The following is a 24,710-nucleotide window of genomic DNA, read 5'->3' on the forward strand; positions in this document are numbered from 1 at the left end:
GGGGATGCGTCGGGGCCGGGCGCTCAGGCCGCCTGCGCCGCGCGCTGGCGCGCCTCGGCCAGCGCCAGCAGCGCGTGGATGGCCGCCACCACCAGCGTGGAGCCGCCCTTGCGGCCGCGGATCACGATCCACGGCACGTCGCTAACCTCGGCCATCAGCGCCTTGGACTCGGCCGCCGAGACGAAGCCCACCGGCATGCCCACCACCAGCGCGGGGCGCTGTCCCTGCTCGCGGATCAGGCGCACCAGCTCGATCAGTGCCGTGGGCGCGTTGCCGATGCCCACGATGGCGCCCTGCAGCAGCCCCAGCCGCGCGGCCTTGCGCATGGCCTGCACGGCGCGCGTGGTGTCCTCGGCCCGGGCAGCCTCGATCACGTCCGGGTCGCTGATGAACTGGTGCGTGCGCACGCCGAAGTGCGCCAGGCGCGGCTGCGACAGGCCCGAGCAGATCATCTCCACGTCGGCCACCAGGGCGGTGGGGCCGTGCAGCAGGGCCTGGATGCCGGCTTCCACCGCGTCGGGATGGAAGTCCGTCAGGCCGTTGAACTCGAAGTCGGCGTTGGCGTGGATCATGCGCCGCACCACCGGCCACTGCGCGGCCGTGTAGGCATGGGCGCCGGCCTCCGCGTCGATGATCGCGAAACTGTCGTGCTCGATGGCCTGGCCCGCGCGCGTGAGCTGCTCGGTGACGGTATTGACGCTGCTCATGCCGTGGCCTCCGCGGGCGCGTGGTGGTGGTCGTGGCCATGGGGGTGCGCGCCAGGCGCCGCGTGGGTGTGCTCGTGCGAATGCCCGTGGCCCAGGTCGTGCGCGATCTCGCGGTAGCGGCAGCCGTCGCAGGGCAGCGCGGCCTGCGGCTGGCCCTCGCGCAGTGCCGCCACGCGCTGCTCCAGCAGCTCGAAGATCTCCTGCTCGAAGCCGAAGTGCGTGCCGCCGGCGAAGCGCAGCTGCGGGTACTGCGCCCGCAGGTGCTCGACCTGGCGGTGGATGCGCTGCATCAGCGTGCCGGTGTAGAGGTAGTAGGGCAGCACCACCACCTGGCGCATGCCCAGCAGCGCGTGGCGCTGCACCACGCGTTCCAGGCGCGGCCAGGTGATGCCGGTGAAGGCCAGCTCCACCAGCTCGTGGTCGCTCTCTTCCTGCAGCCAGCGCGCCATCTTCGCCATGTCGCCGTTGGCGGCGCGGTCGGAGGAGCCGCGGCCCAGCAGCACCACGCCGGTGGTGGTGGGATCGGGCATGTCGAGCGAGGCCATGGCCTTGCGCAGCCGGCGCTTGAGGATGGCCAGGATCGGGTCGCAAGCCGTGAGGTGCGGCCCGTACAGGAACTCGGTGTCCGGGCAGTGCGCGCGCGCGTGCTCGATGGCCTCGGGGATCTCCATCTTCACGTGGCCTGCAGCGTTGAGGATCAGCGGCAGCACCAGCACGCGGCGGGCGCCGTGCGCCGCGGCCAGCAGGCCGTCGTGCAGCGAGGGCGGCGCGAACTCGATGAAGCAGACCTCGATGCGCCAGTGCGGCTGGCGCTCGCGCCAGAGCCGCACGAACTCGCGGATCTCCTGGTTGCCGCTGTCTTCGCGCGAGCCGTGGCCCACGAGCAGGATGGTGTCGGTCATGGGGCCTCCGGGGCAGGCGTGCCGGGCGTGCTGGCCCGGCGGAAACGGTGGGTGAAGCTCGGGTCGTACAGGCGCGAGCGCGCGAGCTCGCTCCAGTGGCGCGCGCCCAGCGTGGGGCTGGCGATGACCATGGCCTGGCTGACGATGCCGGCGTCGCGGCACAGCTGCTTGATGGTGGCCAGCGTGCCGCGCACGATGCGCTCCTCGCCCGGCCAACTCGCCTTGTGCACCACCAGCACCGGCGCGTCCTCGCTCCAGCCCGCGGCGCGCAGCCCGGCCTCGACCTTGTGCAGCAGCGTGATGGACAGGAAGATGCACAGCGTGCAGCGGTGGGCCGCCAGCTCGCGCAGCGACTCGCCTTCGGGCATGGGCGTGCGGCCCTCGACGCGCGTGAAGATCGTTGTCTGCGTGACTTCCGGCAGCGTGAAGCTCTCGACGGCCGCCGCTGCCGAGGCCATGGCGGAGGACACGCCCGGCACCACCGCCACCGGGATGCCGGCGGCGTCCAGCGGCTGCACCATCTCGATGAGCGTGCCGTAGAGGGCCGGGTCGCCGGTCTGCAGCCGCACCACGGTGGCGTGGCGCGCGGCGTGCTCGATGAGCCAGGCGGCCATCTGCTCCAGCGTCATGTCCTTGCTGTCGGCGATCTCGCAGCCCGCGGGCGCCCAGCGCGTGGCCGCCTCGTTGACCAGCGAGCCCGCGAACAGGATCGCCCCGGCACGCTCGATCAGCGAGCGGCCCTTGACGGTGATGAGCTCGGGGTCGCCGGGACCGGCGCCCACGAACCAGACGGTGCCTTGCGTCGTCATCGCGGGGGTGTCCGTGCGCGCGCTCAGGCCGCTGCCGTCAGGCGCTCGTCCAGGCAGGCGCGGGCCCAGGCCTGCGCGCGCACCGTGGACACCAGGCGCAGCAGGCCCCAGGTGAACACCGGCTCCAGCGCGGCTACGCCCAGGTAGGAGGCGGCGAACACGGCCCAGTCGGACAGCGCGGTGGCCTGCTCGCCTAGTGCCAGCCAGAAGCCCACCATCAGCGTCACGCCGGCGTAGTAGGCGGCGTCCAGGCGCACGATGCGGCGCAGGCCGGCTTGCGCCGCGCCCGCGGCGGCGCGGCCCAGCGTGTGCTGCACCACCATCAGCGGCACGATCAGCGACAGCGCGTTGACGGCCAGGTGCGCCAGGTCCTGCGGCTCGAACAGCAGGCCCTGCAGCAGCAGCCCGGCGGCGAAGCCGAAGAGCGTGGGCACGTAGCCCAGCAGCAGGTACATCGGCATGGCGCCGATCAGGTGCAGCTCCGAGGGCCCGGCCTTGAGGTGGAAGCTCTGCATCAGTACCGAGAAGAAGAGGGCGGCAATGGCCGTGCGCAGCCACAGCGCGGGGCGGCGCGCCAGTGCCGGCGCGTGCGCGGCGAGCACCGCCACGGCGGCGGCATTGGCGAACAGCAGCTTGTCCTGGGCCAGCAGGCCGGGTTCGATGTGCATGGGAGTTCCTTCTGCTTGGGTTTCTCGGTGGCGGTTCAGGCGCCCAGCCCCGGGCCACCGCGCCGGGGCTGCGCGGGGATCAGGCGAGGACGCGCAGACCGGGTCTGCAGCCAGGAACGGGGGGAACAGCGGGTGTGGGCGCAGTGCTGCCGCCGTGCGCGCGGCACGGGGCGGCGGCCACCGGCCGCGCAGGGGTGCTACCGGCGCCGGACGGGCGCAGCAAGGCAGTGAGCATGGGAACTCGAAGCAACGGTGCCGGGCCCTGCTTACCCCGCAGGCCCCGAGCTGACACGCCGCGCCCGCCATGGCGGTTGCGGCTCCTCGTTGGCCGGTATCCGGGCTGGCGGCACGTCCGGGGAACCCTTCCCGGAAGCGGCAGCTTCCAGTGGGCGAGGACCCGGATGAGGCGTCACATGACGCCTCGGCCGTTGACCGTTGCGGGGGCAGCTCAGGCTGGGGTGCCGCGTGGCGGCGGCCCTTCCTGATTCCCGTTTAACCGGACCGGCGGAACACCGGTCCGAGCACCAACGCGGCCGGATTCTATAGGCCTAGAGCCGAATGTCGATGGAAGTTGAGCGCGCATCCTGTATGGCATGACCGCTCGGTACGGGCTGCCGCTGAGCGGAGCGTGGGAGCCGAGCGGCTATGATGCGCGCCGTTGGTGCTCGTCCCGGCCGCCTGGCCGGGACAGTTCAACGGGAATCAGGACGGGCCCGTGGCGATTTGACGTCACGCCCGCAACCTGAGCTGCCCCCGCAACGGTAAGCGGACGAGGATTCAACTTTCCTCAACTCGTGTCGAATCCACTGGGCCTCTGGCGCCGCCTCTGGTGCGCGCTGCATGCCTGGGAAGGGCACATGGGTCGTCTCCGCCAGCCCGGATACCGGCCAACGAGGTGATGCCGCGCGAAAGCGCGCGGCGTCGTGAGGTGCGCGGCTGCGGGGAAGTGGCTGCGCGCGATGTGTTCCTGTTGACGTTTCCATGTCCCTCTCCCGCAAGAGCCGCCCGGCTCGCTCCCTCGCGCGCGCCGCCGGCGTGCTGTCCCTGGTGCCCGTGGCCGCGATGGCGCAGGACCAGATGGTGGCCCTGGCCTCCACCCAGCCCATGGAGGCCGTCGTGGTGAGCGCCACGCGCAGCCCGCAGCCGCGCTCCTCGGTGCTGGCCGACGTGTCCGTGATCGAGCGCGACGAGATCGAGCGCGCCGGCGTGTTCAGCGTGGCGGACTTGCTGGCGCGGCAGCCGGGGGTTCAGATCAGCCGCAACGGCGGCGTGGGGAACAACACCAGCGTGTACATCCGCGGCGCCGAGAACCGGCAGGTCGCGGTCTACCTCGACGGCGTGCGGGTGGACTCCCAGACCAGCGGCGGCGCGATGTGGGAGCAGATCCCCATCGAGCAGATCGAGCGCATCGAGGTGCTGCGCGGCCCCGGCGCGGCGGTGTACGGCTCGGACGCCATCGGCGGCGTGGTGCAGCTCTTCACCAAGCGCGGCGCGGGCCCGATGCGGGCCTCGGCGTCGCTGTCCGCGGGCACCTACAACACGCGCCAGGGGCAGGTGAGCCTCAGCGGCGGGGACGGGGCCGTCGACTACTCGCTGTCGGCTTCGCATGGCCGCAGCGACGGCTTCAGCGCCAAGACCGACGCGGGCTCCAACCCCGATGCCGACGGCTGGCAGCGCGGCTCGCTGCTGGCCCGCGTGGGCTGGGCCTTCGCGCCCGGCCACCGCCTGGATGCCACGCTGCAGGGCAGCCACGTGCGCGCGGGCTACGACGCCAGCAAGACCCTGGACGACGTTGCCCGCCACGAGCTGCGCACCGCCGCCCTCAGCTGGCAGGGCCGCTGGTCCGAGACTTCGGAGAGCCGGGTGCAGCTGGGCGAGACCAACAGCGTCTACGAGTTGCAGCCGAGCTACTACCGGGCCGAGACCACGTTGCGCGACTTCCTGGCGCAGCACGAGCTGCGCCTGGGCTCGCAGCGCGTGACGGTGGCGGTGGAGCGGCGCGAGGACAAGCTGGACCTGGTGTCGCCCACCACCAAAGTCATGCCCGTGCTGCGCGACGGGCGCTTCCAGAACGGCGTGATGGCGGGCTGGCGCGGCGACTTCGGGGCGCACTCGCTGCAGGTGCATGCGCGCCACGACCACGACAGCGAGTTCGGCGGCAAGAGCACCGGCAGCCTGGCCTGGGGCTGGCGCTTCGCGCCGCAGTGGCGTGCCAGCGCCTCCGCGGCGACCACCTTCCGCGTGCCGACGCTGTACCAGCGCTTCGGGCCCTACGGCGTGTCCACGCTGGTGCCCGAGAGCGGCCACAACGTGGAGCTGGGCCTGCGCTGGGCCGAGGGCGGCAGCGAAGCGGGCGCCACGGTGTGGCGCAACGACGTGGACAACCTCATCAACTTCGGCGGTGCGGGCCCCTGTCCCAACAAGACGAGCTGCTATGCGAACGTCGGCAGCGCACGTCTTGAGGGCCTGACGCTGGACGGCCGCACGCGCCTGGCCGGCATGTCGCTGCGCGGCTCGCTGGACCTCAACAACCCCACCAACCAGGACACGGGCAGGCAGTTGGCACGGCGTGCGAAACAGGTGGCGACCCTGGGCGCCGACACGGCCTGGGGCGGCTGGAACCTGGGCGCGGAGGTGCAGACGGTGGGAGCACGCTTCGACAAGGAGGACAACCTCCAGCGCCTGGGGGGCTTCACGTTGTTCAACCTCGTGGCCAGCCGCTCGCTGGTCCCCGGCCTGGAGCTGCAGGCGCGCGTGGACAACCTGGCCGACAAGGCCTACGAGACGGCGCGCTTCTACGGCACCGCGGGCCGCACGCTGCTGGTGTCGCTGCGCTGGACGCAGCAGTGAGCGCCGGGGCCGCCATGAGCCACGCACCCGCCGCCGTCCTGATTGCCGCCCCCGCCTCCGGCCAGGGCAAGACCACCGTGGCGGCGGCGCTGGCGCGGCTGCATGCCCGGGCCGGCGCGCGCGTGCGGGCCTTCAAGTGCGGCCCCGATTTCCTCGATCCGCAGTGGCTGGCCCTGGCCTCCGGCGCGCCGGTGGACTCGCTGGACCTGTGGATCAACGGCGAGGCCGACTGCGCCGCGCGCCTGGCCGCGGCCGCGCGCGAGGCGGACCTGCTGATCGTCGAAGGCGTCATGGGCCTCTTCGACGGCCAGCCCAGCGCCGCCGACCTGGCGCGGCGCTTCGGCATCCCGGTGCTGGCCGTGATCGACGCCAGCGCCATGGCCGGCACCTTCGGCGCCGTGGCGCATGGTCTTCGCACCTGGCGCCCGGGCCTGCCTTGGGCCGGCGTGCTGGCCAACCGCGTGGGCAGCGCGCGCCATGCGGCCATGCTGCAGGAGGCGCTGGACCCCGAGGCCGGTTGGCTGGGCCACCTTGCGCGCGATGAGGGCCTGTCCCTGCCCGAGCGGCACCTGGGGCTGCAACAGGCGGGCGAGCTGCCCGATGCCCTGGCGCGCCTGGACCGCGCGGCCGACGCGCTGGCGGCCACGCCGCTGGGGCAGCGTGCCTTGGGCAACTGGCCGCGCTGGCAGGCGCCGGGGGCGGACGCCGTCGCGAGCGTGCCGCCGCTGCTGGCCGGCCGGCGCATCGCCGTGGCGCGCGACGCCGCCTTTGCCTTCATCTACCCCGCCAACGTGGCGCTGCTGCGCGCGATGGGGGCAGAGCTGGTGTTCTTCTCGCCGCTGGCCGGCCATGCGCTGCCCGCGTGCGACGCGCTGTGGCTGCCCGGCGGCTATCCCGAGCTGCATGCCGAGGCGCTGGCCGCGCGCGTGGACCTGCGCGAGCAGATCGTGGCCCACGTCCTCGCCGGGCGCCCGCTGTGGGCCGAGTGCGGCGGGATGATGGCCCTGGCCGAAACCCTGGTGGACAAGCAGGGCCAAGGCCACGCGCTGTGGGGCCTGCTGCCCGGCACGGCCGTGCTGGGCCGGCGGCTGGCGGCACTGGGCCCGCACCGGCTGGCGCTGGGCGGCGAGGAGCTGCGCGGCCACAGTTTTCATTGGTCGCGCTTCGAGACGGCGCTGGCGCCGGCCTTCATGACCGAGTCCGCGCGCGGCGCGGCGGCCGGCGCCGGCGAGCCGGTGTACGTGAGCGGCAGCCTGCGCGCGAGCTGGTTCCATCCCTGGTTCCCATCGTCGCCGGCGCTGGCGGCGCGGCTGTTCTGCCCGGAGCCCTTGGCATGAATTCGTTGTCCCATGAGCTGATCCTTGGCGGCGCCAAAAGTGGCAAGTCGCGCACGGCCGAGCTGCGTGCCAAGGCCTGGTTGACGGCCGACCCGGCGCGCAGTGCGACGCTGATCGCCACCGCGCTGCCGGCCGACGCCGAGATGGCCGAGCGCATCCGCCGCCACCGCGTGGACCGGGCGGAGCGCGTGGGCGCGCTCGCCACCGTGGAGGCGCCGGTGGAGCTGCCGGCAGCGATCCGGCAGCACGCGCTGCCGCAGCGGCTGCTGGTGGTGGACTGCCTGACGCTGTGGCTCACCCAGTGCCTGATGCCGCCCGGCGGCGTGGCGCTGGACGAGGCGGGCTGGCGCGCGCGCGAAGAGGCGCTGCTGCAGGCGCTGCGCGAATGCGTGTCGCCGGTGGTGCTGGTGTCCAACGAGATCGGCCTGGGCGTGATGCCGCTGGGCCGCGAGACGCGTGCCTTCCTCGACGCGCTGGGGCTGCTGCACCAGCGCGTGGCCGCGCTGTGCGGGCGCGTGACGCTGATGGTGGCGGGGTGCGAGATGAGCGTGAAGGGTGGGCGATGAAGTGCGGTGCGTTGGGCAACGGCCTGGAGCAAGGCGTCCTCATGACCACGACGGTGCAGTGCAGTTCGGGGACGGTCGGTGCGTCGCCGCACCCCGTCAGCCAGGGTGTTGCGCACCCCACTCCGTCATTCCCGCGAAGGCGGGAATCCAGGCGGTCCCCAAGTCAGCCCGAGGCCGGCCGGCCGGCGCTCCAGCGTGTTTGGCGTTGGTGCGCCCGCTTGCCCACTGGCGTGCTGGCGTGGGGCCGCCTGGATTCCCGCCTTCGCGGGAATGAGGAAGTAGTGGGCGAAGCCCATCAGCTTCTGGCCAGCGACCCATCCAATCCACCGTCGAAGACAAGACGCAGCCGCGCCCGCCGCGCATTTCTGTCCGTCCTGGCCTTCACGGCCACGCTGGCCGCGCTGCCCGCGGCTGCTGAGCCCCTGGTCCTGCGCGACGACCGCGGCCAGGAACACCGATTCAGCGAGCCGCCGCGGCGCATCGTCTCGCTGCGGCCCTCGCTGACCGAGAGCGTGTGGGCGCTGGGCGGCGGGGCGCGGCTGGTGGGCGTGGACCGCTACTCCGACTGGCCGGCGGAGCTGGCCAAGCTGCCGCGCCTGGGCGGCATGGAGGACGCCCAGATCGAGGCCATCGCCGCGCTCAGGCCCGACGTCGTGCTGGCCGCGCCGTCGGCGCGCTCCTTGGACCGGCTCGAAGCGCTGGGCCTGCGCGTGGTGCGCCTGCACTCCGAAACCCATGCCGACGTGCGGCGCAACCTGGAGGTGGTGGCGCGGCTGCTGGGCACGCCGGCCGAGGTGCAGCGCGTGTGGGCGCGCATCGAACAGGATCTGGAGATCGCCGCGCGCCGCGTGCCGGCCTCCATGCGTGGGCAGCGCGTGTACTTCGAGATCGGCGGCGGCCCCTACGCGGCCGGCGCCAGCTCCTTCATCGGGCAGACGCTGGTGCGGTTGGGCATGTCGAACATCGTGCCTTCCACCATGGGCCCGTTCCCGAAGCTGAACCCGGAGTTCGTGGTGCGCGCGCAACCGGACCTGATCATGGGCCCCAAGCGCGAGCAGGCGGGCATGGCCGACCGTCCGGGCTGGGGCGCGCTGGCGGCGATCCGCAACGACCGCCGCTGCGGCTTCGAGACGGCGCAGTACGACATGCTGGTGCGCCCGGGCCCGCGCCTGGGCGAGGCCGCCAATGTGCTGGCCGACTGCCTGGCGCGGCTGGGCCGGAGCTGAGCGATGGCCGTCTGCGAGGCAGGAAACGGCTTGGCGCCGGCCGCCCCGGACGCCGACGCGCGGCGCCGGCGCCGCCTGGCCTGGGCGCTGGCGCTGCTGGGCGTGCTGGGCCTGGCCGCGGGGCTGGCGACCGGCTCCGGCGGCTTCTCGCCCGCCGGGCTGCTGGAAGAGCTGCGCGGCGAGCAGGCGGGATTGATCCTGGGCGAGATCCGCGCCCCGCGCACGCTGGGCGCGGCGCTGGTGGGCGCGCTGCTGGGACTGGGCGGCGCCATCGCGCAGGGCCTGTTCCGCAACCCGCTGGCCGACCCCTACCTGCTGGGCGCCGCCGCCGGCGCGGGCCTGGGGGTGGTGGGCGTGCTGGCCGGCGCGTCCATGGGCGGCGTGGTGCTGAGCCTGGCCACCGTGGCCTGGCTGGAGCGCGTGGGCCTGGTGGCCGCGGCTTTCGGCGGCGCGTTGATCGGCGTGCTGCTGACGCTGTCGCTGGCGCGCGGAGCACTGCACACGACGCGGCTGCTGCTGGCGGGCGTGGTGGTGGCGGTGCTGCTGGGCGCAGCCAGCGACCTGCTCACCGTGCTCAGCCCCGACGCGCTGCGCGGCAAGCAGGCGTTCATGCTGGGCAGCACCAGCTTCATCGGCTGGTCCGCGCTGCTGCTGATGGCCGGCGGCCTGGCGCTGGTGCTGTGGCTGGCGCTGCGCCTGGCGCGGGCGCTGGACGCGCTCACGCTGGGCGAGGACAGCGCCGCCAGCCTGGGGCTGGACCTGGCGCGCGTGCGCCTGGCGCTGGTGGGGCTGCTGAGCCTGGGCACGGCGCTGGCGGTGTCGCAGGCGGGGCTGGTGGCGTTCGTGGGCCTGGTGGCGCCGCACCTGGTGCGCCGCAATGCGCCCGGCGCGCATGCCTGGCTGCTGGGCGCCAGTGCCGCCATGGGCGGGGTGCTGCTGCTGGGCGCGGACGTGCTCTCGCGCGCGCTGATCGCGCCGCAGGAGCTGCCGGTGGGCGTGGTCACGGCCGTGGTCGGCGGGCTGTACCTGTTCCTGCTGCTGCGCCGGCAGGGGGTGTCATGAGCGGAATGACGCGGGACACGGCGGCGCCGGCGCTGCAGGCGCGCGGCGTGGTGGTCCGGCTGGGCCAGCGCGAGGCGCTGCGCGGCGTGGACCTGGCGCTGGGCACGGGTTGGACCGCCATCGTCGGCCCCAACGGCGCGGGTAAATCGACGCTGCTGCGCACGCTGGCCGGGCTGCAGGCGCCGGCGGCCGGCGAGGTGCGGCTGCACGGCCGGCCGGTGCACCGGCTGGCGGCCCCCGAGCGGGCGCGCGAGCTGGCCTGGCTGGCACAGCAGGGCGAGGTGACGGGCGAGCTGACGGTGCGCGAAACGGTGGCGCTGGGCCGCATCGCACGGCTGGGCCTGATGGGCACGCCGGGTCCGGCGGACGCGCAGGCCGTGGCACACGCCATGGCGCTGACCGAATGCCTCGGCTGGGCGCAACGCCGGTTGCGCGAGCTCTCGGGCGGCGAGCGCCAGCGCGTGCTGCTGGCGCGCTCGCTCGCCACCGAGGCGCCGCTGCTGCTGCTGGACGAGCCCACCACGCACCTGGACGCGCCGCACCAGGTGGCGCTGGCGCGGCTGTTCGCTCGGCTGGCGCGCGACCCCGCACAGCCGCGCGCGGTGGTGAGCGTGCTGCACGACCTGCCCATCGCGCTGCGGGCCGATCAGGTGGTGGTGATGGCGCAGGGCCGCGTGGTGGCCGCGGGCGCGCCGGGCGAGGCGTCGCTGCAGCGCGCGCTGGAGGCGGTGTTCCAGGGCGCGGTGCGCATCGAGCGCGGCGCGGACGGCCGGCCGCGGGTGGAGCTGGCGCTGGACGAGGCAGGGTAAGGCTGCAGACTGAAAGTATGGGTTAACCCGCCTGCTCGAATAATTAAAAGCGAGTGCATACTTTGATCATATTATTAATGTAAATTTTGGGAGATATTTGAATTGTTCGGATGCCATTTTGACCATCCTCGCAACGAAAATTTCAAACATGCACCTTGAAATCATTGCTGCATGGTTGATAATTAATTAATCGATCTATTCGTATTCGCCTCGCTTGCCATGCATTGCGGGGCCAGCCGGACGGCTCCACGCGGCACGTGGATCGCGCCGGTTGCTGGGAGAAGTTCATGGCCCAGTCCGCATCGCAATCCCAACTGGACGCCGCCTGGGCCTATGAGCTGGTATTCGTGCCAGCCTTGTTCCAGCCCTGGGTATCCCGGGCGACCGACACCTTGCAAATCAAGCCGGATTGCCGTGTGCTGGACGTGGCCTGCGGCACGGGAATATTGGCGCGGGAAATTCGCAGGCGCGCTGGACCGGATGCCTCGGTCGTCGGGCTGGATCCCCATCCGGGCATGCTGGCCGTGGCGGCGGAGCTTGCGCCGGGCATTTTGTGGAAGCAGGGCGTGGCCGAGTCCCTTCCCTTTGCGGACGGGGCTTTCGATGCCGTGGTGTGCCAGTTTGGCCTGATGTTCTTCGCGGACCGGGTTCAGGCTCTGCGCGAGATGCTGCGCGTGCTCGGTCCCCAGGGCCCATTGTTCGTGGTCGTCTGGGACGCACTGGAACATATTCCGGCTTATGCCGCCCTGGCGGCGCTGCTGGAACGACATGCCGGCCGGCAGGCGGCCGATGCCTTGAGCGCCCCCTTCATGCTGGGCGACCCGGCGCGTTTGTCCGAATTGCTCGCGCTGGCCGGGGCAAGCTCACCCGTGATCCGGACTGAAACTGAAAGAGCCCAGTTTCCCAGCATTCGCACGATGGTCGAGGCCGATCTTCGCGGCTGGCTGCCGTCCATGGGCGTGGAACTGGATGAAAATCAGATCAGCCGGGTCCTGTACGAGGCGGAACGGGTTCTGGCGCCTTACTTGGAACCGGCCGGCAGCATCGCCTTCGAAATGCGCGCCCATATCGCCACGGCGACAAAGCTGCCATTCCCTGCGACGTCGCCCGCCGCCTGACAATGAAATGCGAAAGGCACGGCAGGCGAAGCGCGTGCCGATTGAGGATGAGGCTGCGGACGAAGAAGCCTTCAATCTCGGCAGCCGCGAGTTACTTGGACGGTTTTGTTTTCTGAGCCGCGCAAGAGTGCCGTGTGAATCCGGCAGTAGAAAATCCAGGCCGAACGCGTCTTCACGGTGGGCAGTCTGAACATCTTGCCGATCACTGCCCGCGCGAACAGGTAGTGATGCAGCACCGTGGATTCCAGGCGGTCCATGTCCACCTGCCCCCGAGCGTCGCACGGCAGCGCAAATCCTCGCGCCGTGCCGTCCAGGGATTCGAAGTGCAGTTCGTAGCCCGGTTGTTCAAGTTGCAGCGTGCCCATGGCGGTAGCTCCTGCACGCCACGCTGGAATGCCTGGCGTGCTCAGCAGGTGAATTGCATCAAGCGTGCCAGGTGGGGTTCGTTTTTCGTCAGGCCGCAGCCTCAGCGCGTGTTGAGCACCGTCCGGAAGCCCAGGTGCTGGGTGGCCAGCAGCGGATCCTGAGGCTGGCGCGAGGAAGGGCGGTAGCGCACGCAGAAGTCCGGGGCGCACAGGAAGGAGCCGCCCTTGATGACGCGCGGCTGCGTGCCGCGCGGCCCGTCGGCGGCGTTCAGCTTCACCTCCATCGGGTTGTCGCTGCCGTCCTGGCCGTGGCGGTCGCGCCAAGGGTCGCGCGTCCACTCCCAGGCGTTGCCGACCACGTCCACCAGGCCGAAGCCGTTGGGCTCGAAACAGCCCACCGGCGCGGTGCCGGCATGGCCGTCGGCGGCGTCGTCCTCGAAGGGAAAGCGCCCCTGCCAGCTGTTGGCCATCGCGCGCCCGCGCAGCTCCGGCGTGTTGCCCCAGGGATAGGTTGCGCCTTCCAGCCCGCCGCGCGCGGCGTATTCCCACTGTGCCTCGGTCGGCAGCTCGCGGCCGAGCCAGCGCGCATAGGCCTGGGCGTCCTCGAAGGCGACGTGAACCACGGGGTGGTTCTCCAGCCCCTCGATGTCGCTGCCCGGCCCGCGCGGATGGCGCCAATCCGCGCCCGGGATGAGCTTCCACCAGCCGTAGGCGGCCGTTGGCTGCGTCGGCGGCACGAACACCACCGACGAGGGCACCAGCCGCTCGCGCGGCACGCCCGGGTAGGCCCAGGCGTCCAGCGGGCGCTCGGCGCGCGTCACGTAGCCCGTGGCCTTCACGAAGGCCGCGAACTGGGCGTTGGTGACCTCGTGGCGGTCGATCCAGAAGTCGCGCACCCGCTTGCGCTGCGGCTCGCCTTCCTCCGGGTAGCCGTCGCGCGAGCCCAGCGTGAAGGTGCCACCCTTCACCGCCACCAGCCCGGCGCGGTTGGGAGCGCTGCCCGTGGCCGGGCCGAAGCCCTCGGGCAGGCCGGCATAGCCGCGGCACAAGGGGCCGTCCTGCCCGGCCGCCTTGCGGCCCGTGGCCGACGCGCCGGTGGCGCCGCCCAGCGCCAGCACGGCGGCCAGCGCCCACCGGGCGGCGGCCTCAGTGGCCTTCATGGAGGTCCTCGTAGTACTTGCGGCCGTTGCTGTAGCCGGGACGCTCGGCCAGGCCCTCGAACTCCACCACGCCGCTGCTGCGCGCGTAGCGGTCGTACTCGGCGACCAGTTCCTTGAGCTTGGCCGGGTGCTTCTTCGCCAGGTCCCGCAGCTCGGAGCGGTCCTGGGCCACGTTGAAGAGCTGCCACTGCCCGGTGCCCCAGGGCTTGTTGGCCAGCACGACCTTCCAGTCGCCCTTGCGCAGCGCGCGCCGGCCATTGAACTCCCAGCCGCGCAGGAACTCCTCGTGCACCACCGGCTGCCGGCCGGTGAGCAGCCCCAGCATCGAGCGCCCGTCCATGGGCACCACCTCGCGGCCCTGGTAGCTCGCGCCCGGCGGACGCAGGCCGGCCAGTTCCAGCACGGTGGGCGCGATGTCGGTCACGTGCGCCGGGGCGTTCGCGATCGATCCGGGCTTGACCGTGCCCGGCACGCTGAAGATGGCCGGCACGGCGATGCCGCCTTCGTACATGAAGGCCTTGTACATGTTGAAGGGCGTGGAGCCGACCTGCGCCCAGCCCGGGCCGTACTCCGCGAAGGAGCCGCGCCGGCCGGTGTTCTCCACGCTGTTGTCGGCGTGCCGGTGCGCCCACTCCCGCGTGGCGCCCTCGTCCAGCACCGTGTTGCCGTCGGCGCCGTTGTCGGAGAGGAACACCACCACCGTGTTGTCCAGCTGGCCCGTGTGCCGCAGGTAGCCCAGCACGCGGCCGATCTGCGCATCCATGGACTCGACCATCGCTGCGTACACCGCCATGCGCTTGGACTCGATGCGCTGCTGCTGCGGCGTGAGCTGCTTCCAGCGCGGCCAGACCGCGTTGCCGACGTAGGGCTGCATGTCCTTGGGCACCAGGCCCAGCGCCTTCATGCGCGTGAGCCGGCGCTCGCGGATGACGTCGTAGCCCACGTCGTACTTTCCCTCGTATTTGCGGATGTACTCGTCGGGCGCCTGCAGCGGCCAGTGCGGCGCGGTGAAGGCGAGGTAGCCGAAGAAGGGCTGGCCGTCGGCCTTGTTCGCGTCGATGTAGGAGATCAGCTTCGAGGCGAAGAACTCGCTGGAGTAGAAGCCCTCGGTGGGGATCTTCACGTCCTTGCCGTTGTCGCGGTAGTAGGCGACGGGCGCCTTGTCGCGGTCCTGCGTGATGATGCCCGTCTGGTCGAAGTGGCCCGCGCCGCCGTTGAGCATGGCGTAGGACTGCTCGAAGCCGCGGTTCGGCGGCGCGTGCTCCTCCTTCGTGCCCAGGTGCCACTTGCCGGCCATGTAGGTGTGGTAGCCGGCGTCGCGCAGCAGCTGCGGGAAGGTCAGCGCCCGGTCGGAGAGGTAGCCCTCGTAGCCGGGCAGGCTGCGTTGTTGCGGCGTCATCAGCTCGGCCATGCTGCCGAATCCCACGCGGTGGTTGTCGGCGCCCGACAGCAGCATGGCGCGCGTCGGCGAGCAGAAGGGCGACGCGTAGAACTGGTTCAGGCGCAGGCCCGTGCGGGCGAGCTGGTCGAGGTGCGGCGTGGCGATCTCGCCGCCGAAGGCGCCGATGTCCGAGTAGCCGAGGTCGTCGGCCACGATCAGCAGCACGTTGGGGCGCTGGTCGGCGGCCGAAGCCGGCGCCACCACGCTCCACAGTGCCGCGGCCGCCAGCGCGAACGCGCCGGGGCGAAGGCGAATGCCCATGCTTGTCTCCATGCAACTTCCCTGGGACCGTGTGTTGCCGGCCGATCCCTGTGCCGGGGCATGCCGATGGCGCGTTCTCTGGCAGCCGGCGGCGGCGTCAGTCCGCCCGAATGCCGCGCTCGGCGATCACGCGGCCCCACTTGTCCATCTCGGACTGCAGGTGCGCGCGCAACGCTTCCGGCGTGCTGCCCACCGGCTCGGCGCCGATGGCCGCCAGCCGCTGCCGAACCTCGGGCTTGCGCAGCGCATCCAGCAGCGCCTGGTTGAGCTTGGCCACCACGGGCTGCGGCGTGGCCGCGGGCACGTACACGGCGTACCACGGCGCGAGCTCGTAGCCCGGCACGCCGGCCTCGGCGATGGTCGGCACCGCGGGCAGCGCGCTGGCGCGCGTGCGCGTGGTGACGGCCAGCGCCCGCAGCTTGCCGGACTCGATGTGCGGCCGCGCCGAGGTGAGGCTGTCGAACATCAGGTCCACCTGGCCGCCCAGGAGGTCCGTGATGGCCGGTCCGCTGCCCTTGTAGGGCACGTGCATCAGCTCCACCTTCGCCATCGATGCGAAGAGCTCCCCGGCCAGGTGCAGCGAAGTGCCGTTGCCGGCCGAGGCGTAGGTGAGGGCACCGGGCTTGGCCTTGGCCTGCGCGATCACGTCGGCCACCGAACGGGCGCTGCTGGCCGCGGGCACCACCAGCACGTTCGGCACCACGGCCACCAGCGAGACGGGCGCGAAGTCCTTCACCGGATCGAAGCTGAGCTTGCCGTAGAGGAACTTGTTCACGGCCATGCCGTTGGCCACGATCATCATCGTGTGGCCGTCGGCGGGGGCCTTGGCGACGAGGTCCATGCCGATGTTGCCGCCGGCGCCGGGCTTGTTCTCGATCACGAAGCTCTGGCCCAGCGCGCGCCCCATGTGCTCGGCCAGCGTGCGGGCGATCACGTCCATCGCGCCCGCGGGCGGGAAGGGCACGATCCAGCGCACGGGCTTGGACGGGTACGCGGCCTGCGCGTGGACGCCGCCGGCGCCCAGGAGCGCCAGCGCGGCCAGCAGGGTGCGGCGGTTCAGCATCGGCAACCTCCGCTTCAGCCCGCCACGCGCGCCATGCGCGCCAGCGGCTTGCTCTCGTCCTCGTGCAGCGCGCGCTGCAGCGTGAAGTCGAAGCGCACGCGGGTGAAGGGCCCGGTCACGCCCAGCGACTCGTAGCCCTGCGGCGCCGTGCCCGGCTCCAGCGTGACCACCAGGCCGTCGCGCGTGGCGAAGGCGAAGTCGTCGTCGATGAAGGTGTCGCCGGGCAGGTTGACCTGCGTGGTCAGCAGCCGCTGGCCCGGCGCCGCCACCAGGAAGTGGATGTGCGCCGGCCGGTTGCCGTGGCGGCCCAGGGCCTCGAACAGCTCGGAGGTGGGGCTGTTGGGCGGAATCGCGTAGCCCGGCGGCAGGAAGCTGCGGAAGCGGTAGCGGCCCTGCGCGTCGGTCTCAATGCGCCGGCGCAGCGCGTAGGGCGGCTGCGAGGGATCGAAGTGCGAGTAGCGGCCGTGCTCGTTGGCATGCCACACGTCCACGAGCGCGCCAGCCACCGGCTGGCCGTTCTCGTCCAGCACGCGGCCTTCCATCACCAGCACCTCGCCGCGGGGCTCGCCCTCGTCCAGGCGCGTCTCGTATTGGCTCAGCGGCGCGCCGGCAATGTAGAGCGGCCCCTCGATGGCGCGCGGCGTGCCCGAGGCGCGGCCGGCCTGGCGGTCGGCCTCGTCGGCGCGGATGTCCAGCAGGCGGTCGAAGCCCAGGCCGGCGGTGATCAGGCCCATCTGTCCGCTGCCGCCCAGGCGGCTGAGCCAGTCGGTGGCGGCCCAGAACTCGTCGGCGCTCACGTCGAGGTCGTCGATGGTGCGGAACAGGTCCGACACGATGCGTGCCGTGAACTGGCGCACGCGCTCGTTGCCTTCTTCGCCCTGGCGGGTGCCGTTGACGCGTTCGAGCAGTTGCTGGACGGTGAATTCGTTGCTCATGGTGTCTCCTCGGTCGGGTGGAATCGATGAAGTGAACGGACCGTCTCAGCGGTCGTCGTCATGGACCGACGAGGCGTGCCGGCACAGGGCCTGGACCTCGATGTCCATGTAGGGGAACAGGGGCAGGCGCGAGAGCGTGTCGTGCAGCTCCTGCGGGCTGGCCACGTCGAAGACGCTGACGTTGGCGTAGCGCCCGGCAATGCGCCACAGGTGGCGCCAAGTGCCGGCGCGCTGCAGCTCCTGCGCCATCGACTTCTCGCGGGCCTTGAGCTCGTCGGCCTGCGCGGCCGGCATGTCGTGCGGCAGGCGCACGGTCATCTGGACATGGAACAGCATGGGATGGATTCCTTCAGGTGGTTCAGGCCATGGCGACCTGGATGCGGTCGCGGTCGCGGCGGTAGTGGGCGAGCTTGTCCTCGTCCAGGCGCAGGCCCAGGCCCGGGCCCTGCGGCAGGTGCAGCTCGAAATCGCGGTATTGCGGGCGCTCCAGCACCACGTCGTCCTTGAGCAGCAGCGGGCCGAACAGCTCGGTGCCCCACCGCAGCTGCGGGCAGGCGGCAAAGGCATGCGCCGCGGCGATGCTGCCCACGCTGCCTTCGAGCATGGTGCCGCCGTACAGGCCGATGCCCGCGGCCTCGCCCACCGCGGCCGTGCGCAGCGTGGCCAGCAGCCCGCCGGCCTTGGAGATCTTCAGTGCGAACACGTCGGCCGCGCCCTCGGCGGCCAGCTCCAGCGCGTCCTCCGGGCCGTTGATCGACTCGTCGGCCATGATCGGCACGTCGAAGCGCTCGGCCAGGCGGCGCAGCGCGGCGCGGTGGCGGCGCGGCACGGGCTGCTCGATCAGGCCCACGCCGGCGGCTTCCAGGGCGGCGATGGCACGGCAGGCCGTCGCCTCGTCCCAGGCCTGGTTCACGTCCACGGTGATGAGCACGTCCTGGCCCAGCGCCTGCTTGATGCGCGCCACGTGCGCGACGTTGGCGTCCGGGTCGCCGCGGCCGATCTTGAGCTTGAACACGCGGTGCCGGCGCTGCTCCATGAGCGCCAGCGCCTCCTCGATGTCGCGCCCGCTGTCCCCGCTGGCCAGCGTCCACAGCACCGGCAGCGAGCTGCGCAGCGCGCCGCCCAGCAGTGCGTGCAGGGGCTGGTTCAGGCGCTGGCCCAGCGCGTCGAACAGCGCCGTCTCGATGGCCGACTTGGCGTAGGACTGGCCTTGCACCTGCTTGCCCGCCAGCGCCATGGCCGCGTTGACGTTGCTGGCGTCCTGGCCGACGAGCAGCGGCGCCAGGTAGGCGTCGATGGCCAGCTTGGTGCTTTCCGGGCTCTGGTCTCCGTAGGCCAGGCCGCCGATGCTCGTCGCCTCGCCGATGCCGGTGATGCCGTCGCTGCAGCGCAGCTTCACGATCACCAGCGTCTGCCGGTGCATGGTCGTCATCGCCAGCTGGTGGGCACGGATGGTGGGCAGATCGACCAGGATCGCCTCGATGGATTCGATGGTTGCGGGCTTCATGCCGGGTATCGCGTGATGGATGAGTGCATGTTCGGCGCCTGGCAGTACCGTGTCCAATATCGTTCACATCCTGAGCAATACCTCTACGGTATGGAACTTCGGTAGAAACCCCATGATCGAGCTGAGACACCTGCGCTACTTCGAGGCCGTCGCCACCGAGATGAACTTCAGCCGCGCCGCGCAGCGGCTGCACATGGCGCAGCCGCCGCTGAGCCGGCAGATCCAGCAGCTGGAAGAGGAGCTGGGCGCGCAGCTGCTGGACCGCAAGGCGCGCCCGATGCAGCTCACGCCGGCGGGGCGCTTCTTCCTGGAGCAGGCGGTGCAGCTGCAGGCGCGGCTGCGGGAGACGGCGGAGGCGACGCGGCGCATCGCGCACGGGCAGCGCGCGTGGTTCGGCATCGGCTTCGTGCCCTCGATGCTCTACGGGCTGCTGCCCGAGCTGATACGGCGCTTCCGGGCGGCGCATCCGGAGGTGGAGGTGAGCCTGTCGGAGCTGACCACGGTGCAGCAGGCCGATGCGCTCAAGGCCGGTCGCATCGACGTGGGCTTCGGGCGCCTGGCGCTGGGCGACCCGGAGATCCAGGCCGAGACGGTGCTGGAGGAGGGCGTGGTGGCGGCCCTGCCCGCGCGCCACGCGCTGCTGCGCCACGAGCGCGTGGGGCTGGCGCTGCTGGCCGACGAGCCGCTGATCCTGTACCCGGCGCGCCCGCGGCCGAGCTATGCCGACCAGGTGCTGCAGATGTTCCGCGGGCATGGCCTGTCGCCGCGGGTGGCGATGGAAGCCAACGAGCTGCAGACCGCCATTGGGCTGGTGGCTGCGGGCATCGGCGTGGCGCTGGTGCCGGAGTCGGTGCGCCGGCTGCACCGCGACGACGTGGACTACCGCCCGCTGGCCGAGGCCGGCGTGGTGTCGCCGGTGATCATGAATTTCCGCGCTGGCGACGGGTCGGGGCTGCTGGGGCGGCTGCGGGAGTTGGTGGGCGAGCGGGCGTGAGCCGGCCGGGCCGGCGCGGGCTCAATGCGGCAGCATCGAGCTGATGCGCTCGGCCACCGACTGCAGCGCTGGCAGCGCCAGCTTCTGCAGCTCCGCGGCCGACTGGCGACGTGCCGGGCTGCTGACGTTGATGGCCGCCACTGCGCGCCCGGCGCGGTCCTTGATGGGCACGGCCAGCGACATCAGCCCCAGCTCCAGCTCCTCGTTGACCAGCGCGAAGCCCTGGCGCCGCACCTGCGACAGCGTGCGCAGCAGCTTCTCGGGGTCGGTGGTGGTACGCGGCGTGAGCGGCTGCAGCGCCATGGCCGCCACGCGTGCCTCGCGCTGCTCCTCGGCCAGCCCGGCCAGCAGCACCCGGCCCATCGAGGTGGCGTGCGCCGGCAGCCGTGAGCCCACGCCGAGGTTGATCGACATGATCTTCTGCATCGGCACGCGCAGCACGTAGACGATGTCCTCGCCGTCGAGCACCGCTGCCGAGGTGGACTGCTGCAGCTGCTGCGTCAGCTCCTCCATCAACGGCTGCGCCAGGTGCCACCACGGTTGCGCGCTCAAGTAGGCGAAGCCCAGCTCCATCACCTTGGGCGTGAGGCGGAACTGCCGCCCGTCCTGCTCCACGTAGCCCAGCGTCTGCAGCGTCAGCAGGATGCGCCGCGCGCCCGCGCGCGTCAGGCCCACGCGCTCGGCCGTCTCCGACAGCGTCTGCGCCGGCACGCCGGCACCGAAGCTGCGCAGCACCTCCAGCCCGCGCGCGAAGGACTGCACGTAGCTGTCGCTGGGCTTGAGCCCTTCGCTTTCACCCTGGCCCTCGCCCTCGGCGGACGGGGCCGGTTCGGCACGCTTGGTCGGCATCTCGCTGCTCCATGAAGGCCGCACGGGGCGCACCGGCATGCCTTGACAGGCCGGCCCGGCGTCCCTAGTCTGCGCGCCATGATGTTCGTTTATAGAACTGATGTTCGTAATTAGAACATATTGACGTCCGGCGCACAAGCTGGCGGCGGCGTTTCCGAACTCTCCTGGAGCCTTCCCATGATTGACAAGATCGTGTCCTCACCGCTGGATGCGCTGGCGGACATCCGCGACGGCGCTACCGTCATGATCGGCGGCTTCGGCACCGCCGGGCAGCCCAACGAGCTCATCGACGCGCTGATAGAGACCGGCGCGCGCGGGCTGGTGATCGTCAACAACAACGCCGGCAACGGCGATACCGGGCTGGCGCGGCTGCTGTCGCTCAAGCGGGTGCGCAAGATCATCTGCTCCTTTCCGCGCCAGGCCGACAGCCACCACTTCGACGCGCTCTACCGCGCCGGCGAGATCGAGCTGGAGCTGGTGCCACAGGGCAACCTGGCCGAGCGCATCCGCGCCGCGGGCGCGGGCATCGGCGGCTTCTTCACGCCCACGGGCTACGGCACGGCGCTGGCCGAGGGCAAGGAGACGCGCGAGATCGGCGGGCGCATGTACGTGCTGGAGTCGCCCATCCATGCCGACTACGCGCTGATCAAGGCGGAGCGGGGCGACCGCTGGGGCAACCTGACCTACCGCATGACGGCGCGCAACTTCGGGCCGGTCATGGCCATGGCGGCCCAGACTACCGTCGCCACGGTGCACGAGGTCGTCGAGCTCGGCCAGCTGGACCCGGAAACGATCGTCACGCCGGGGCTGTTCGTGCAGCGCGTGGTGCCGATCGAGCGCGTCGCCACCACGGCCGGCGGCTTCAAGCGCGCCGCCTGAACCGAACGAGGAGCCCACCATGAGCAACCAAGCCACCCAGGCCACGCCGGTCGTCACCCGCTGGACGCGCGATCAGATGGCTGCGCGCGTCGCGCAGGACATTCCCGACGGCGCCGTCGTCAACCTCGGCATCGGCCTGCCCACCGCCGTGGCGAACCACCTCGCGGACGACAAGGAAGTCGTGCTGCATTCCGAGAACGGCGTCATCGGCATGGGCCCGGCGCCCGCGGCCGGCGAGGAGGACTTCGATCTCATCAACGCCGGCAAGCAGCCCGTGACGCTGCTGCCCGGCGGCGCCTTCTTCCACCACGCCGACAGCTTCGCGATGATGCGCGGCGGCCACCTGGACATCTGCGTGCTGGGCGCGTTCCAGGTTTCGGCAGCCGGCGACCTCGCCAACTGGCACACCGGTGCGCCGGACGCGATCCCCGCCGTGGGCGGCGCCATGGACCTGGCCATCGGCGCGAAGAAGACCTTCGTGATGATGGAATACCTCACCAAGGGCGGACAGGCCAAGCTGGTGCCCAAGTGCAGCTACCCGCTCACGGGCCTGGGCTGCGTGAGCCGCCTGTACACGGACCTGGCCGTGATCGACCTGGCCGACGGCGAAGGCACCGTCATCGACCTCGTGCCCGGCCTCACGCTGCGCGACCTGCAGGCCCTGACGCCCGGCGTCACGCTCAAGCAGGCCTGAACCCCACGACAACCCTGGAGACAAGCATGACCCGACACGCCTACATCTGCGACGCGCTGCGCACGCCCTTCGGCCGCTACGGCGGCAGCCTCTCCTCCGTGCGCGCCGACGACCTGGGCGCCGTGCCGCTCAAGGCGCTGGCCGAGCGCCACGCGAGCCTGGACTGGGAAGCCGTCAGCGACGTGATCTACGGCTGCGCCAACCAGGCCGGCGAGGACAACCGCAACGTCGCGCGCATGTCGCTGCTGCTGGCCGGGTTGCCGCTGGCGCTGCCGGGCAGCACCGTCAACCGGCTGTGCGGCTCCGGCATGGACGCCGTGGGCACCGCGGCGCGTGCCATCAAGGCCGGCGAGGCCGAGCTGATGATTGCCGGCGGCGTGGAGAGCATGAGCCGCGCGCCCTTCGTGATGCCCAAGGCGACCAGCGCCTTCAGCCGCGACAACGCCGTGTACGACACCACCATCGGCTGGCGCTTCGTCAACAAGCTGATGAAGGAGCGCTACGGCGTGGACTCCATGCCCGAGACGGCGGAGAACGTGGCGCAGCAGTTCGGCATCGAGCGCGAGGCGCAGGACCGCATGGCGCTCGCCAGCCAGCTCAAGGCCGTGGCGGCGCAGGAGGCGGGCTTCTTCGACGCCGAGATCACGCCGGTGAAGGTGCCGCAGAAGAAGGGCGACGCGCTGGTGGTGGCCAAGGACGAGCATCCGCGCCAGACCTCGATGGAGGCGCTGGCCAGGCTCAAGGGCGTGGTGCGCCCGGACGGCTCGGTCACGGCCGGCAATGCCTCGAGCGTGAACGACGGCGCCTGCGCGCTGATCCTGGCCGGCGAGGCCGCAGCGGCACGCCACGGCCTGACGCCGCGGGCACGCGTGGTGGGCATGGCCACGGCCGGCGTGGAGCCGCGCATCATGGGCATCGGCCCGGCGCCGGCCACGCGCAAGGTGCTGCAGCTCACGGGCTTGAGCCTGGAGCAGATGGACGTGATCGAGCTCAACGAGGCCTTCGCGGCGCAGGGGCTGGCGGTGCTGCGCGATCTGGGCCTGCGCGACGACGACCCGCGCGTGAACCCGTGGGGCGGCGCCATCGCCCTGGGCCATCCGCTGGGTGCCAGCGGCGCGCGGCTGGTGACCACGGCCGTGAACCAGCTGCAGCGCGGCGGCGGGCGCTATGCGCTGTGCACCATGTGCATCGGCGTGGGGCAGGGCATCGCGATGGTGCTGGAGCGGGTTTGACCTCCTGCAGGGTCCACGCCGGCGGGCTGCCAGCCGTGGCGGCCTGAGCCGCGTCCCCACCATTGCGAACGCCCGCTGCCCGCGGGCGTTTTCACGTCCGGCCTGCAACGGCGGTGATGGCGCCGGGCCCGGGGCACGCATCGCCCCCAGGGGACAGAGCCCCCTGTGGCCGCTGTTGGATACTCCCGCCCCGTGGCGGCCCGAGGGGCCGCGCAGCCAACAACCGTGATGCGGGACTGTCCGCGGGAGGGAATCGTCATGAATCGCCTGGCCATCGTGAGCGCCATGGAATCAGAGCTGCGGGGCCTGCGGGACTCGCTGCCGCAGGCGCAGCTCGTGCGCCGGGCGGGGCGCGATTTCTGGGTCGGCGAGCTGGGCGGGCACGAGGTGGTGCTGGTGCGCTCGCTCATCGGCAAGGTGGCGGCGGCCACCACCACCGCGGTGCTGCTGGAGCATTTCAACGTGCAGGTGCTGCTCTTCACCGGGGTGGCCGGCGGATTGGGTCAGGGCGTGCGCATCGGCGACATCGTGGTGGCCGACCAGCTGCTGCAGCACGACATGGATGCCTCGCCCATCTTTCCGCGCTTCGAGGTGCCGCTGTACGGCACCGACCGCTTCGGCGCGGACGCGGTGCTGTCGCGCCGCCTGGGGAGCGCCTGCGAGGGCGTGCTGGCGGCCATCGAGGCCGGCACGTGCGCCGAGCTGTCGCGCGCGCAACTGCAGGCCTGCGGCGTGGCGCAGGCGCCGCGCGTGCACCACGGGCTGGTCCTCAGCGGCGACCGCTTCGTCAGCACCACGGCCGAAGCGCAGGCGTTGCAGGCCGATCATCCCGAGGCGCTCGCGGTGGAGATGGAGGGTGCCGCGCTGGCGCAGGTGTGCCACGACTTCGGCGTGCCCTGCGCCGTGATGCGCACCATCTCCGACCGCGCCGACGACACGGCCCACGTGGACTTCAACCGCTTCATCGACGACGTGGCGAGCCGCTACACGCATGCGGTGGTGTGCGCGATGCTGGGGGCGGGGGGCTGAGGCAGCGCGCTCCATGAATCGAGATCCGCCACCTCCTGCGCCGCCCTTGCCTTGACAAGGCCGGCGCCCGGGCCGTAGTCTGCGCATCTCGTCGGTTCGAATTACGAATATATGTTCGTATATAGAACATTTGGTGGATTGCCTGGCCATCCGGTGGCTGCAGCGGGCCTGCACCGCGCCACGCGGCGCGCACCGCCAGCCCGGCCGGCCGGTGCAAGCGCGCCGTGCGATCCAAGGAAGACCCTTA

24 protein-coding genes and 2 riboswitches are annotated in these 24,710 nt (G+C 71.7%); of the genes, 12 read left to right on the forward strand and 12 right to left on the reverse strand.

What is annotated here, in order from left to right; translation table 11 throughout:
- Window positions 1-23: 23 nt before the first annotated feature.
- Genes H537_RS0103470 through H537_RS0103485 form a run of 4 tightly spaced genes read right to left on the reverse strand, consistent with a single transcriptional unit; the run spans window position 24 to window position 3,086 of the window.
- Entirely contained in the window at window positions 24-707 is a 684-nt protein-coding gene (locus H537_RS0103470; RefSeq protein ID WP_028996774.1) for a precorrin-8X methylmutase, read from the reverse strand.
- Window positions 704-1,609: a sirohydrochlorin chelatase gene (locus tag H537_RS0103475; protein ID WP_028996775.1), complete on the reverse strand. Its 906-nt coding sequence runs from the start codon at window positions 1,607-1,609 to the stop codon at window positions 704-706. The genes H537_RS0103470 and H537_RS0103475 overlap by 4 nt, the downstream gene beginning before the upstream one ends.
- Entirely contained in the window at window positions 1,606-2,418 is an 813-nt protein-coding gene (gene cobM / locus H537_RS0103480; RefSeq protein ID WP_051241698.1) for a precorrin-4 C(11)-methyltransferase, read from the reverse strand. Before cobM ends, H537_RS0103475 begins: the two co-directional genes overlap by 4 nt.
- A 23-nt stretch (window positions 2,419-2,441) precedes the next feature.
- Window positions 2,442-3,086: an energy-coupling factor ABC transporter permease gene (locus H537_RS0103485; RefSeq protein WP_028996776.1), complete on the reverse strand. Its 645-nt coding sequence runs from the start codon at window positions 3,084-3,086 to the stop codon at window positions 2,442-2,444.
- Between the two features lie 309 nt (window positions 3,087-3,395).
- Window positions 3,396-3,630, reverse strand: a riboswitch (cobalamin riboswitch).
- Between the two features lie 98 nt (window positions 3,631-3,728).
- Window positions 3,729-3,992: riboswitch (cobalamin riboswitch) on the forward strand.
- A gap of 75 nt (window positions 3,993-4,067) precedes the next feature.
- On the opposite strand from H537_RS0103485, the gene H537_RS0103490 reads away from it, so the two are divergent.
- From H537_RS0103490 to H537_RS40990, 7 genes are all read left to right on the forward strand, one after another.
- A complete protein-coding gene (locus H537_RS0103490; protein ID WP_028996777.1) occupies window positions 4,068-5,936 on the forward strand; it encodes a TonB-dependent receptor domain-containing protein in 1,869 nt (622 codons plus the stop codon).
- Window positions 5,937-5,950: 14 nt separating this feature from the next.
- Window positions 5,951-7,273 carry a cobyrinic acid a,c-diamide synthase CobB gene (locus tag H537_RS0103495; protein WP_051241765.1) on the forward strand — a complete coding sequence of 441 codons (1,323 nt, stop codon included), beginning with the start codon at window positions 5,951-5,953 and terminating at the stop codon, window positions 7,271-7,273.
- Window positions 7,270-7,839: a bifunctional adenosylcobinamide kinase/adenosylcobinamide-phosphate guanylyltransferase gene (locus tag H537_RS0103500; protein ID WP_028996779.1), complete on the forward strand. Its 570-nt coding sequence runs from the start codon at window positions 7,270-7,272 to the stop codon at window positions 7,837-7,839. The genes H537_RS0103495 and H537_RS0103500 overlap by 4 nt, the downstream gene beginning before the upstream one ends.
- A 281-nt stretch (window positions 7,840-8,120) precedes the next feature.
- Window positions 8,121-9,065 (forward strand): ABC transporter substrate-binding protein, encoded by a 945-nt coding sequence (locus H537_RS40980; RefSeq protein WP_310733007.1) that lies wholly within the window; start codon window positions 8,121-8,123, stop codon window positions 9,063-9,065.
- Between the two features lie 3 nt (window positions 9,066-9,068).
- Window positions 9,069-10,127, forward strand: a complete 1,059-nt coding sequence (locus H537_RS0103510) for a FecCD family ABC transporter permease (RefSeq protein WP_051241701.1) — start codon at window positions 9,069-9,071, stop codon at window positions 10,125-10,127.
- A gap of 5 nt (window positions 10,128-10,132) precedes the next feature.
- On the forward strand, window positions 10,133-10,936 hold the full coding sequence (locus H537_RS40985) for an ABC transporter ATP-binding protein (RefSeq protein ID WP_043458124.1): 804 nt from the start codon (window positions 10,133-10,135) through the stop codon (window positions 10,934-10,936).
- 287 nt (window positions 10,937-11,223) lie between these two features.
- On the forward strand, window positions 11,224-12,054 hold the full coding sequence (locus H537_RS40990; protein WP_043458168.1) for a methyltransferase domain-containing protein: 831 nt from the start codon (window positions 11,224-11,226) through the stop codon (window positions 12,052-12,054).
- Between the two features lie 71 nt (window positions 12,055-12,125).
- Here H537_RS40990 and H537_RS40995 read toward each other — a convergent pair whose 3' ends face one another.
- From H537_RS40995 to H537_RS0103555, 7 genes are all read right to left on the reverse strand, one after another.
- Window positions 12,126-12,419, reverse strand: coding sequence for a hypothetical protein (locus tag H537_RS40995; protein ID WP_064735903.1), 294 nt, complete (start codon window positions 12,417-12,419; stop codon window positions 12,126-12,128).
- Window positions 12,420-12,520: 101 nt separating this feature from the next.
- Window positions 12,521-13,579 (reverse strand): formylglycine-generating enzyme family protein, encoded by a 1,059-nt coding sequence (locus H537_RS41000; RefSeq protein WP_043458125.1) that lies wholly within the window; start codon window positions 13,577-13,579, stop codon window positions 12,521-12,523.
- Complete coding sequence (locus tag H537_RS0103535; protein WP_028996781.1) at window positions 13,566-15,281, reverse strand: arylsulfatase; 1,716 nt, start codon at window positions 15,279-15,281, stop codon at window positions 13,566-13,568. Before H537_RS0103535 ends, H537_RS41000 begins: the two co-directional genes overlap by 14 nt.
- A 97-nt stretch (window positions 15,282-15,378) precedes the next feature.
- Window positions 15,379-16,344, reverse strand: coding sequence for a tripartite tricarboxylate transporter substrate binding protein (locus H537_RS0103540; RefSeq protein WP_028996782.1), 966 nt, complete (start codon window positions 16,342-16,344; stop codon window positions 15,379-15,381).
- Window positions 16,345-16,358: 14 nt separating this feature from the next.
- Window positions 16,359-17,279 carry a dioxygenase family protein gene (locus tag H537_RS0103545; protein WP_028996783.1) on the reverse strand — a complete coding sequence of 307 codons (921 nt, stop codon included), beginning with the start codon at window positions 17,277-17,279 and terminating at the stop codon, window positions 16,359-16,361.
- Between the two features lie 45 nt (window positions 17,280-17,324).
- Window positions 17,325-17,615: a muconolactone Delta-isomerase gene (catC, locus tag H537_RS0103550; RefSeq protein ID WP_028996784.1), complete on the reverse strand. Its 291-nt coding sequence runs from the start codon at window positions 17,613-17,615 to the stop codon at window positions 17,325-17,327.
- A gap of 22 nt (window positions 17,616-17,637) precedes the next feature.
- Window positions 17,638-18,786, reverse strand: coding sequence for a muconate/chloromuconate family cycloisomerase (locus H537_RS0103555; protein ID WP_028996785.1), 1,149 nt, complete (start codon window positions 18,784-18,786; stop codon window positions 17,638-17,640).
- A gap of 115 nt (window positions 18,787-18,901) precedes the next feature.
- Between H537_RS0103555 and H537_RS0103560 the strand changes: the two genes are divergently transcribed.
- A complete protein-coding gene (locus tag H537_RS0103560; protein ID WP_028996786.1) occupies window positions 18,902-19,780 on the forward strand; it encodes a LysR family transcriptional regulator in 879 nt (292 codons plus the stop codon).
- Window positions 19,781-19,801: 21 nt separating this feature from the next.
- Here the strand turns inward: H537_RS0103560 and H537_RS0103565 are convergent, their stop codons facing one another.
- A complete protein-coding gene (locus tag H537_RS0103565) occupies window positions 19,802-20,629 on the reverse strand; it encodes an IclR family transcriptional regulator domain-containing protein (RefSeq protein WP_028996787.1) in 828 nt (275 codons plus the stop codon).
- A gap of 177 nt (window positions 20,630-20,806) precedes the next feature.
- On the opposite strand from H537_RS0103565, the gene H537_RS0103570 reads away from it, so the two are divergent.
- The 4 genes from H537_RS0103570 (at window position 20,807) to H537_RS0103585 (ending at window position 24,463) form a co-directional block, all read left to right on the forward strand.
- Window positions 20,807-21,508 (forward strand): 3-oxoacid CoA-transferase subunit A, encoded by a 702-nt coding sequence (locus H537_RS0103570; protein WP_028996788.1) that lies wholly within the window; start codon window positions 20,807-20,809, stop codon window positions 21,506-21,508.
- 19 nt (window positions 21,509-21,527) lie between these two features.
- A complete protein-coding gene (locus H537_RS0103575; RefSeq protein ID WP_028996789.1) occupies window positions 21,528-22,202 on the forward strand; it encodes a 3-oxoacid CoA-transferase subunit B in 675 nt (224 codons plus the stop codon).
- A 26-nt stretch (window positions 22,203-22,228) separates the two neighbouring features.
- On the forward strand, window positions 22,229-23,434 hold the full coding sequence (gene pcaF / locus H537_RS0103580; protein ID WP_028996790.1) for a 3-oxoadipyl-CoA thiolase: 1,206 nt from the start codon (window positions 22,229-22,231) through the stop codon (window positions 23,432-23,434).
- 258 nt (window positions 23,435-23,692) lie between these two features.
- Window positions 23,693-24,463, forward strand: coding sequence for a 5'-methylthioadenosine/adenosylhomocysteine nucleosidase (locus tag H537_RS0103585; protein ID WP_028996791.1), 771 nt, complete (start codon window positions 23,693-23,695; stop codon window positions 24,461-24,463).
- Window positions 24,464-24,710 lie beyond the last annotated feature (247 nt).

It is taken from the genome of Azohydromonas australica DSM 1124 (assembly GCF_000430725.1).
Taxonomy (GTDB): Bacteria; Pseudomonadota; Gammaproteobacteria; order Burkholderiales; family Burkholderiaceae_C; genus Azohydromonas; species Azohydromonas australica.